Annotated in this window: 10 protein-coding genes; 6 read left to right on the forward strand and 4 right to left on the reverse strand. The window is 54.3% G+C overall.

The window, feature by feature from the left end; translation table 11 throughout:
* Positions 1-77 precede the first annotated feature (77 nt).
* Positions 78-1,088, forward strand: coding sequence for a hypothetical protein (locus tag NVIE_RS02065; RefSeq protein WP_144239425.1), 1,011 nt, complete (start codon positions 78-80; stop codon positions 1,086-1,088).
* Positions 1,089-1,372: 284 nt separating this feature from the next.
* Here NVIE_RS02065 and NVIE_RS02070 read toward each other — a convergent pair whose 3' ends face one another.
* Both NVIE_RS02070 and NVIE_RS02075 read right to left on the reverse strand, forming a co-directional pair.
* Positions 1,373-2,512, reverse strand: coding sequence for a glycosyltransferase (locus tag NVIE_RS02070; protein WP_075055939.1), 1,140 nt, complete (start codon positions 2,510-2,512; stop codon positions 1,373-1,375).
* A gap of 71 nt (positions 2,513-2,583) precedes the next feature.
* Positions 2,584-3,237: an AAA family ATPase gene (locus NVIE_RS02075; protein WP_075053798.1), complete on the reverse strand. Its 654-nt coding sequence runs from the start codon at positions 3,235-3,237 to the stop codon at positions 2,584-2,586.
* 95 nt (positions 3,238-3,332) lie between these two features.
* On the opposite strand from NVIE_RS02075, the gene NVIE_RS02080 reads away from it, so the two are divergent.
* The 4 genes from NVIE_RS02080 to NVIE_RS02095 all read left to right on the forward strand — a co-directional run bounded on the left by NVIE_RS02080 (position 3,333) and on the right by NVIE_RS02095 (position 6,760).
* Entirely contained in the window at positions 3,333-3,584 is a 252-nt protein-coding gene (locus NVIE_RS02080) for an LSM domain-containing protein (RefSeq protein WP_075053799.1), read from the forward strand.
* 12 nt (positions 3,585-3,596) lie between these two features.
* A complete protein-coding gene (metK, locus tag NVIE_RS02085) occupies positions 3,597-4,739 on the forward strand; it encodes a methionine adenosyltransferase (RefSeq protein ID WP_075053800.1) in 1,143 nt (380 codons plus the stop codon).
* 69 nt (positions 4,740-4,808) lie between these two features.
* Positions 4,809-5,576: an SDR family NAD(P)-dependent oxidoreductase gene (locus NVIE_RS02090; RefSeq protein WP_075055940.1), complete on the forward strand. Its 768-nt coding sequence runs from the start codon at positions 4,809-4,811 to the stop codon at positions 5,574-5,576.
* 68 nt (positions 5,577-5,644) lie between these two features.
* A complete protein-coding gene (locus NVIE_RS02095; RefSeq protein WP_075055941.1) occupies positions 5,645-6,760 on the forward strand; it encodes a cobalt-precorrin-5B (C(1))-methyltransferase in 1,116 nt (371 codons plus the stop codon).
* Here the strand turns inward: NVIE_RS02095 and NVIE_RS02100 are convergent.
* Together NVIE_RS02100 and NVIE_RS02105 are read right to left on the reverse strand one after the other, a co-directional pair.
* On the reverse strand, positions 6,742-7,185 hold the full coding sequence (locus NVIE_RS02100; RefSeq protein WP_075053801.1) for an AsnC family transcriptional regulator: 444 nt from the start codon (positions 7,183-7,185) through the stop codon (positions 6,742-6,744). The genes NVIE_RS02095 and NVIE_RS02100 overlap by 19 nt on opposite strands.
* Positions 7,186-7,231: 46 nt before the next feature.
* A complete protein-coding gene (locus NVIE_RS02105; RefSeq protein ID WP_158435045.1) occupies positions 7,232-8,650 on the reverse strand; it encodes an ArnT family glycosyltransferase in 1,419 nt (472 codons plus the stop codon).
* 151 nt (positions 8,651-8,801) lie between these two features.
* Here NVIE_RS02105 and NVIE_RS02110 point away from each other — a divergent pair, with 151 nt between their 5' ends.
* On the forward strand, positions 8,802-9,872 hold the full coding sequence (locus tag NVIE_RS02110) for a cobalt-precorrin 5A hydrolase (RefSeq protein WP_075053803.1): 1,071 nt from the start codon (positions 8,802-8,804) through the stop codon (positions 9,870-9,872).
* The last annotated feature ends 4 nt before the right edge of the window (positions 9,873-9,876 follow it).

Below are 9,876 nucleotides of genomic sequence, written 5' to 3' on the forward strand. Positions count from 1 at the left end.
ATTGCTGCTGATGATCATCCGACTAGTGTCGAGGTGTTGCGAAAGCTTTAAGGCATGTGGTGATAATAAAGCTCGCTATGGCTTCTGGCAGGCAACCTGCTACTACCACCCCCCCAAGGCCCGAGGACTCCGCTTCGCTTGGAAACGTTCTTTCGTCATCGCTTGACATGCTAAAGATAGAGGATGCCGAGATCCGCAAAAAGGCAGTCGAGTTCGTGGGCAACGTGTCGCTTGCAACCGTCAACGCGTACGGCAAGTGGATCGCCTCCATCAAGGCAGTAGCCGACGCCTGCACGGTGTCTGGCCATGCGTTCTCCCAGTCAGAGCTGTGCGACTTTTTGACAGTCGCCGCAAAGGGCATGGACTCTAAAAGGGCGGGGACAAAGGCCGTAAACGACGCCACGTTTTACATCTACATGGACATCATGGAGAACTACCAAAAAGCGTCTGCACAATTGAAATTGCATTTCCCGAGGATAATAGTCGACGTCATCTCGATACTTGACAAGGGAGTGGACACTCGCGGCGAGGCAGTCGGCGTCTATGGCATCGAGCGCTACTACCAGGAGCATAAAGCCAGCGCGCCTCTCGAAGACCCTGTTGCCAGCTACATCGCAAGGTCCGTGACTGAGGGAAGAAGGTCATCATCATCTTCTTCCTCTTCCTCTGCCAGCCAGCCAAGTCCGCCCGCAGTAACATTCAGCGACGACCTGGTCGACAACCTTGCAAGCATCACTGGCAGGTCAAAGAAGGAGCTTGAGGCATCGCTTGCAAGCCTGCCTGCTGCCGACATCAAAAAGATAACCGACCTTTCAGTCAACCACAAGCGCCTGCAAAAGTACAGCAAGCTGGCAAGGCCGGAAGACCTGAAGCGAGAAGTGGAAAAGGATCTTGGCCGCAAGCTCACAGACAACCAGCTGCAGCACGCCGCCAACTCGATACGCAAGGCCAAGACATACATCGAAAATGTCCTTGACGGCAAGTTCGTCCCGCATGGGACGCACGGCATCAACCACGTCAAGCACAACCTGGAATACGGCTACCAGCTGATGGGCTTGATAGAGCCAAGAAAGCGCAGGTCCAACTAATTATTTTTAGAAAAAAAAGTTGCAATAACGACAATAAAGCCTGTTAGATAGGGTCGTCCCCCTATCAGAGGGCGGCCAATGCCGCGCTCGTGTGATACGGGGGGTCCCTATCTAGTTAGTTTATTCCGTCGTTTGGAGTTAAGATCATAAATTATTAAGTCTTTCCAACATACAATTTTACAATTATGCTAATACATTAGAATTATAACATAAATTTCGTACAAAATACATCATTAAAAGTTATAATTTACATTAGGGGCCAATATAAATAGTCAATTGCCGAACTAGCTCCAGACTTTTTCCTTGAACGTCCATTTTTTGTTCAAAAGAAAGTTGCTTATCGACGCGGTGGCGACAGCTAGGACAAGCGCAAGCGGGTAGCTGACCTCGTTTGTCTCTACGAGCGCATACACCAGGCCTAGCTGCACCAGCGCGCCGAACGCGGAAAAGCCTGCAAACATGCCGTACTGCAATAGCGTCTTTCTGGCCGCAAAGTCCATGTCTTCAAACGTCCAGACCTTGTTGAGGATAAAGTTGGACGTTATCGAGAACATGATGCCTACCACCGTTGCGTGCAGGTACCAAATTCCCGGGAAAAGCGCCGTGAGTATGAACGAGACAAGATAGTTGACCAGGAGGCCGCTTGACCCGACCGTGTAGAACCTGCCCGCCTTTGAGAAAAAGCGCACGGACGTCCTGCGCTCGCTTGGCGCCGCCCTGCCGTAGCGGTACAGGCGCCACACCGCGCGTATATAGTCAAACATCACTTTTGAGTCGAGCTTGCTTGCGCCGGCGCACCTGTTTGTAAACGTGTAGGGTATCTCTTTTATCCTCGCTCCTTTAACCTTGACCAGCATCTCAAGGAGCATCTTGTAGCCTATAGTGTCAAACTTTATTCCGTGGATGATGTGCCGGCGGAACGCGAAAAAGCCGGACATTGGGTCCTTTATCTTGATTCCGAGGCTGTACTTGGCTATCTTGGTCGCGCCCTTGCTCATGAGCTTGCGCTTGAAAGGCCAGCCTGATATCGCTCCTCCCTTGATGTACCTTGAAGCGACCACGATGTCGCACCTTGACTGCCTTATCTCCTCAAGCATCTTGGGTATGGTGTGGGCAGGGTGGGAAAGGTCGCTGTCCATGACAACGACTACTTCGCCTGTCGCCTCATGCACGCCTGCAAGTATTGCCGAGCTGAGGCCCTGCTTTCCTGCCCTACGCACTACGCGTATGTGGAAGCGCTTGTCCTGCCTGCCGAGGTCTCTGGCGTGACTGGCCGCAATGTCTGCAGTCCCGTCGGGCGAATTGTCGTCGACTACAATGATTTCCGCAGGCGCATTATGTGGCAGCGCCTCTGCGATCGAGTCGATCATCTTGGTGATGTTTTGCGACTCGTTGTACGTGGGCAGGATCACTGAAAGCGGCATCTTGTCCTGCTTGACAAGCTCCTGCGACGAAACGTCCACGGCTGCTTTTAAACTGCCGTTCTATAAAACGGTTAGTCCCTGTCCGACAGGCCCCGCGAGGTGATTGCAAACTGCGCGGTGCCGGCAGCCGGCTGCAAGAGCGCCGCGTGGAACCATCCTCTGGAAGGGTTCTCTATGGAGAGTTTCATCCTGACGTGAGAGTATATCGAAACCGAACTGCCGAGGTACTCTCGCTGGATTGATTTGCCAGTCTCCGTGGGCGCGTTTCTCACCATGTTTGTCACGACGACTGCGCAGTCTGCGCCTATTGCAAAGGTCGCAAGGTCGTGCAGGTGAGACATGACTGCAAGGTGCCTTGCCGGGCCGGAATACTCTGCCGAAAAAAGAGAGGTCAGCGTGTCGACTATGAGGAGCCGGGCGTCAGCGTCACGAGCCCTTTCGACCGCGCTTACCTGGTCCTGAGTGTTGAGCGCCCGGATAAACGTTATCCTGTCCAGTGCTTCTTTTGTCCCTGCCATCTCTGAGACGCGCTCGGGCCGGAACGTGCCGGCCGTGTCCACGAAAAACGCGCGAAATCCTACCCTTGTGCAGCTGGCGCACAGCGAGAAACATAATTGCGACTTGCCCGATCCGCTCTCGCCGTACACGTCGGTGACCATCCCTGTCCTGACGCCTCCTCCCAAGAGCGCGTCAAGCGACTGCGAGCCGGTCTGGATGAACATCATTATGGTCTAGGATGCGGCCTTTTTATGAATTAAGAGAGCAAGGGAACCTTTTTATTTGCGGCGCGAACCTACGTCCTCCAAAGTGATTAACTAGCGTGTCTTCTCCGTCATCTCAACAGCCAAAACGCCCCCTGTCGATTCTGCAGAGGTCGCTAAACCGCAAGGTCGCCGTGCGCCTGAAGAGCGAGATAGAGTACAAGGGGAGGATGAATAACGTCGATTCTTACATGAACCTGATACTTACCGACGCAGAAGAGTTCAACGGCGCCGACGTGATGGCAAACTACGGCAAGGTGGTCATCCGTGGCAACAACGTTCTGTTCATCAGGCTTGAGAAAGACCTCTAGCGTGGTGCCAAAATGGTAAAGCGCTGGCTGTTTACTTCAGAGAGCGTTACAGAGGGCCACCCGGACAAGGTTTGCGACCAGATCTCTGATGCTCTTCTCGACGAGTTTCTCCGGCAGGACCCGGACTCTCGCGTCGCCGCCGAGTCGATGACTACTACCGGCATCGTCTTTGTGGCCGGCGAGGTGACGTCAAAGGGCAGGGTTGACGTGCAGAAAATAGTCCGCGACACCATCCGTGAGATTGGTTATGACAGGCCCGAGTATGGCTTTGACTGCGACTCGTGCTCGGTGCTTGCAGCGCTCCACGAGCAGAGCCCTGACATCTCGATGGGCGTGACTGCCACTGAAGCGAAGGAGCAGGGCGCCGGCGACCAGGGCCTCATGTTCGGCTACGCCACCAACGAAACCCCGCAGCTTATGCCTCTTCCGATAACCATGGCCCACCAGCTCTCTATGAAGCTCTCGCAGTCAAGAAAGAGCAAGGAGCTTGGGTGGCTCAGGCCTGACGGCAAGTCGCAGGTGTCCGTCGTCTACGAGGAAGGCATCCCAAAGCGCATCGACACCGTCGTCATGTCGACGCAACATGCGCCCGACATTGGCATGAACCAGCTGCGCGAGGAAGTGATAAGCAAGATAATCAAGCCCGTGTGCGGCGAATGGGTGGACGACAAGACGAAATACCTCGTCAACCCGACCGGCAGGTTCGTAATCGGAGGTCCGCCCGGCGATACCGGCCTTACAGGCCGCAAGATTATAGCCGACACGTACGGCGGCATGGGAAGGCACGGCGGGGGCGCGTTTTCTGGCAAGGACCCGTCCAAAGTCGACAGGTCTGCCTGCTACATGGCAAGGTACGTTGCCAAGAACGTGGTGGCAGCCGGCCTTGCAGACAAGTGCGAGGTACAGGTCGCGTACGCAATCGGAGTCGCCGAGCCTGTATCCATAATGGTAGACACATTTGGCACTGGCAAGGCGCCTGAAGAGGAGATAGAGACCCGCGTGCGCAAGGTCTTTGACATGAAGCCTGCAGGCATCATCAAGACGCTTGACCTGAAACGCCCCGTCTACCGCAATACCGCGGCATACGGTCACTTTGGAAGGAGCGAGCCAGGATTTACGTGGGAAAGGACCGACAAGGCCCCTCTGCTAAAGTAGGCTAAAGACGCGCAAGAGAGAGCAGTCTAAAAAATAATAATGTCTCCCATCTACTACCATCTGTCATTGATGAAAGGCAAAGTAGCAGTAATCACAGGCGCCACGCGGGGCATCGGTTTTGAACTGGCCCGGGAATTTGCAAGCAGGGGCGCCACCGTCCTCGTGTGCTCCAGAGACATCAAAAGTGCAAGCGATGCCGCAAAGAGAGTCGGGAAAAATGCACACCCTTTTTCGCTTGACGTTTCAAACCCTGCAAGCGTCAGGGCTTTTGTAAAGGACGCAGTCGCAAAGCACGGCAGAATAGACATCCTTGTCAACAACGCCGGTTATCCCTTTGACAAAAAGACATGGTACAAGGAGATGCATGAAATTACAGATGAAGAGTTTGACCGCGTGCTTGAAGTCGACCTAAAGGGCACGTTCCGCTTGACGCGCGCGGTGCTTTCAGTGATGATAAAGAAAAAGAATCGTGGTGATGGTGGCGTAGGAGGAGTCATCATCAACATCTCGTCCACTCCTGCAATAGCGGGCCACGTTGAGGGCGCGCCTTATACCCTTGCCAAGGCAGGCATTATTGCCATGACCAAACATGTCGCGCTTGAATACGGGAACAGGGGTGTTCGCGCCTACTCGCTTGCACTTGGCAACATTGCCACCGACGCCACCTTTGGCTCGATGGATGAAAAGGCGCGCATGCAGGCAGCACAGGAAAACGCGATGAGGCGGTGGGGAAAACCAGAAGAGGTTGCAAGGGTCGCGGCAAGCCTTGCAGGCGACGACTTTTCCTTTGCAACCGGCAACACCTTCGTAATCGACGGCGGGGCGGTGCTCTTGTGACTACTACTGCCGATGATGATACTAACAAGGAAAACGACGACCTGGAGCTGGCAGAGCAGGAACAGGAACTGCCACCCGAAGTGGAGGAAAAAAGGAAAAAAGGTATTCTGCGCACCGGCTACACAACAGGAACCACGGCAACGGCGGCGACCAAAGCCGCGCTCTTAGCGCTTGTAACCGGCAGACCTGTGGAGCAGGTCACGGTGTCGCTACCAAAGGGCAGGGCTGCGACGCTCAAGATCGCATGGACAAAGATTGAAGACGACAAAACTACATGCGCCGCGATAAAGGACGGGGGCGACGACCCTGACGTCACGCATGGGGCAGAGATCTGCTCGACTGTTTCTTTTATTGATGGTAATCCCGGCGTGATAAACATCGATGGCGGCAAGGGAGTTGGCAGGGTGACCAAGCCCGGCCTCGGGCTGGAAATGGGCCGGGCCGCGATAAACCCTACTCCGATGAAAATGCTCATGCAGGTAGTAGATGAAGCGGCGCATGAGCAGTTAAAAACAAAGGGAGTCAAGGTCGTCATCTGGGTCCCAAAGGGAGAAGAGCTTGCAATAAAGACGGACAACCCGCGCCTTGGGATAGTAGGCGGCATTTCGATACTTGGGACGACCGGCATAGTGCTACCTTACTCTACCGCGTCGTTTGCGGCAGCCATACGGCAGAGCCTCGATGTGGCTATTGCGATGGGGGCCGACACTGCGATCCTGACCACTGGCGGCAGGAGCGAGGATTTTGCCAGAGCGGTGTTTCCGGACCTTCCTGAGCACAGTTTTGTACAGATGGGAGACTTTGCCGGGTATTCTGTCGATCAGTGCGCTAGAAAGAACATCAAAAAGGCAGTCATCGCCGGCTTTATCGGAAAGCTGACCAAGATGGCAATGGGGATAAAGCAGACGCATGTGCGCGGCTCGCACGTCAGCCTGGACTTTATGGCTGGCCTTGCCGAGCAGTGCGGCGCACCCGCATCCGTCATCGCAGAGATCAGGCAGGCAAACACCGCACGGCATGCAGGCGAGATAGTGGCAAAAAACAATATCTCTGGCTTTTCTGACCTGCTGTGCAAAAAGGTATACGAGCAGATGCGCGAACATTCAAAGGGCCAGCTTGCGCTTGAAATCGTCATGTTTGACTTTGACGGCAAAGTCCTTGCGCGCTATTCTCCCTCTTCCTGACTGCGCTTTAGCATCTCTATCCTTCCGCCGTACTTTTCCTTGTACGACGCCCTGCACTGCACGCAGCAAAAGAACCGCTCGAACCTTGCAAACCTGAGCACCTTTGGCTTGCCGTGCACGGGCCCTCCGCAAAAGTCGCATTTCAGCTTTACTTTCAGGCCCTCGACATACACATGGAAGTGCTTTTTCTGCTTTTTAATGTTCTCGAGCGAGACAAGATCCTCGCGCGCCTTGTCTATCTTGGACAGGTCTATCTCCGGCCTCACAGCCTTGATGAGGCCGATGTTGATGAGGCGTTCGTACCTTGCCTTGACTGTCGGCGTGCTGACGCCTATTTCGCGCGACACTGCGCGAAAGGACTTGCGGCCATCCTCCATCAGTGATTTCAGTATGGCGACATCAGTGTCGTCAAGCTCTACCGGCACGGTGTAAGATCTCTCTGGGCTGGCTTATTATGATAACGCGTGTCTGTCAGTTGCTGCTGGCCCTGATGTCTATCGTCCTTCCCTCCCAGTTATAGTTCAGGGGGGTATACGGGTACGTTTGCGGCTTGCCCGGGTCGTTTTCAAACGTGGCAATGGTGCCACTCTTTTCGTACGCGTTGCGCAGCTTGTCGTAATCGTCTATGGCCGACATGAAGTGGCCTTCTGCGACAACTACGGTGTGGTCAGTCCTGACCGGGCTGTAAATGAGGTCGCGATAGTCGGAAAAGCCGTTCTTGTTCCCAAATGCGGATTTTAGGACCCATGCGTAGACAGGGTTTGCGACAAACGTAGTGTCGTCGTCTATCTTTGTGGCCAGAAACGCCATCGCGCTGTACTGCGCGGACGTGACGTTTGTAGTGACAAGGGCAAGCGTGGATGCAAGACCAAATGCCGCAACGACTGCAACAGCCGCCGCAAGGATTTTCGGCCTTGATGATAACACCTTTGCAAAGAGTATCCCTGCGGCTACGCATAATGCTGGCAGGATTGGTATCCAGTAAAAGTACTGCATGTAGCCAATGACTGCAAGGAACAGTACAAACGGCACTATCCAGAGCAGCACGAACCTGTCGCGCAGAACAGCGGCAAGCACCGCTCCGGCCGCCCCGAGGACCAGAAGGACCGGGTCAGTAGAAAACAGTATTTCAGTGATGTACAGCAGCCCGTTGCTTTCACGCTGCGCCTGCCACAGGACGCCCTCTTGCCAGTAGTCAAACTGCCCAAGCGACATGCTGTACGCCGGCCATATCATCGGTATCAGGACGACGGGCGCAAGCCAGAGCGCAAGGAGCCTTTTGCTCTTTGGCGTGTACACGAGCGACGCAACAAGGGGCATGAACACAAACACCGGCACCTTGGTAAAGATGGCTATGCCAAGAGCTGCGCCGGAAAGCAGGACGAGGGCTGTTCTTTTGCTGCTCTTCTCCTCTGCGTTTCTCGAATATAGTGCAAGCAGTATGGAAGACAGGAGGAACGGCAGCAGTATGTTGTCAAGAAGTATGCGCCGGGTAAGCCACATCGCAGGCATCACTGCAAACAGGATCGACGCAATTATGGCCACCTTTCTGCCATAGCGCACGTCTGCTATCTTGTAAATCAGAAAAGTGTCCGCAATCGCAAGTAGGCCCATGAGCACCCTTGGCACGGAGTAGAGCGCCTCCATTGATTGCGGGTCTGCAGTAGGGTTGAGGGAAGACGGGTACCCGATGCTTCCAAGCACTGCGCCGAGGAATATCTGGCCAAAGTACGGGTGGTCGTAGAACGTGCCGCTGTCTTGCGGGCTCCCGGTGTCCAGCAGGTACATGGCCCTGCGCATGTATATTCCCTCGTCATAAAATATGTCCGGAAAGCCTGTGACATTTACGAGGTGAACGATGCCAGAAAGCGCAAGCACAGCAAGCAGCATCTTTTTCCCTCCAAGGGAACGCAATATTGTCGCTTGCTGCATGACGGAATTGATGCGTGTGCCACCTATTAGAACTGTATAGAAACTATCTTCATCATATGTGTGTGAAAGACATTAATTCTCAATCGGTTACGTAATTGCTCATATACATATGGCACGCACGGCAGTCGTGGCAATAACCAAGCACGGGATCGAGATAGCCAGAAAGATAAAGAACAGAATGCCGGAGGTGGAAATCTATGTCCCGGCAAAGCACAGCGACGGCGGCACAGACATTACTTGGTTTTCAGAGCAGAGCACGCAGCTTGTCGCCGGCCTGTTCAAGTCGCATGACGCGCTGGTATGCGTGTTTTCGCTTGGCGCCGTGATCCGCATGGTCGCGCCATATCTTGTGGACAAGAAAAGCGACCCCGCAGTGATTGTAATAGACGACAGGGCAAACTATGTCATCAGTGCGCTTTCAGGCCATCTTGGCGGCGCAAACGCTCTTGCACGGCTTGTCGCTTCGTTCTTGGGAGCAAAGCCCGTCATAACAACGGCCGCGGATGTCAACGAAACTATTGCAGTTGACCTTGTGGGCAGGGAATTTGGCTGGACTATAGAGAATTTTGACAACGTTACGCGTACAAGTGCCTTTATGGTAAACGAAGAAAAGATCGCCGTCTACCAGGATGCCGGCGAGCGCAACTGGTGGCAGGGCCAGCAGCTTCCAAAAAACGTCACTGTGGTCAATGACATCGACAAAGTCAAGTCGCCTGACTTTAAAGCGGCCCTTGTCATTACAGACAGGGCAATAGTCGATCAGGACATCATGGCCAAGTCTGTCGTGTACAGGCCAAAGACGCTTGTAGTCGGGATCGGCCTGCACTGGGACACGAGCAAGGAAACCATAGAGTCTGGAGTAACTGCAGTCTTTAGGGAAAAGGGCCTGGCACTCAAGAGCATACGCAACATCGCAAGCGTCGACCGCGGGTCAAGGGTCAAGGGCCTCGACGAGTTTGCAGGCCAGTACGGGATGCCCGTTCAGATATACAAAAAGGAAGAACTTGCCAAGGTAGAGGTGCCAAACCCGTCGCCGGCCGTGCAAAAGTTCGAGGGGACGGCAAGCGTGTCGGAGGCTTCGGCCATCCTGGACTCAAAGGGCGAGCTGATAGTGCAAAAGCAAAAGTTCCCGCCAAACCTCACCGTGGCCGTGTGCAGGGTTGCTGCAGCAGGTCAGTAAGAAA

It is taken from the genome of Nitrososphaera viennensis EN76 (assembly GCF_000698785.1).
GTDB lineage: Archaea > Thermoproteota > Nitrososphaeria > Nitrososphaerales > Nitrososphaeraceae > Nitrososphaera > Nitrososphaera viennensis.

Excerpts from the sequence above, each read along its gene's own strand:
- NVIE_RS02065 (WP_144239425.1), top strand. The coding sequence starts at position 78 with ATGGCTTCTGGCAGGCAACCTGCTACTACCACCCCCCCAAGGCCCGAG.
- NVIE_RS02070 (WP_075055939.1), bottom strand. The coding sequence starts at position 2,512 with ATGCCGCTTTCAGTGATCCTGCCCACGTACAACGAGTCGCAAAACATC.
- NVIE_RS02075 (WP_075053798.1), bottom strand. The coding sequence starts at position 3,237 with ATGATGTTCATCCAGACCGGCTCGCAGTCGCTTGACGCGCTCTTGGGA.
- metK (WP_075053800.1), top strand. The coding sequence starts at position 3,597 with ATGGTAAAGCGCTGGCTGTTTACTTCAGAGAGCGTTACAGAGGGCCAC.
- NVIE_RS02090 (WP_075055940.1), top strand. The coding sequence starts at position 4,809 with ATGAAAGGCAAAGTAGCAGTAATCACAGGCGCCACGCGGGGCATCGGT.
- NVIE_RS02105 (WP_158435045.1), bottom strand. The coding sequence starts at position 8,650 with ATGCTGCTTGCTGTGCTTGCGCTTTCTGGCATCGTTCACCTCGTAAAT.
- NVIE_RS02110 (WP_075053803.1), top strand. The coding sequence starts at position 8,802 with ATGGCACGCACGGCAGTCGTGGCAATAACCAAGCACGGGATCGAGATA.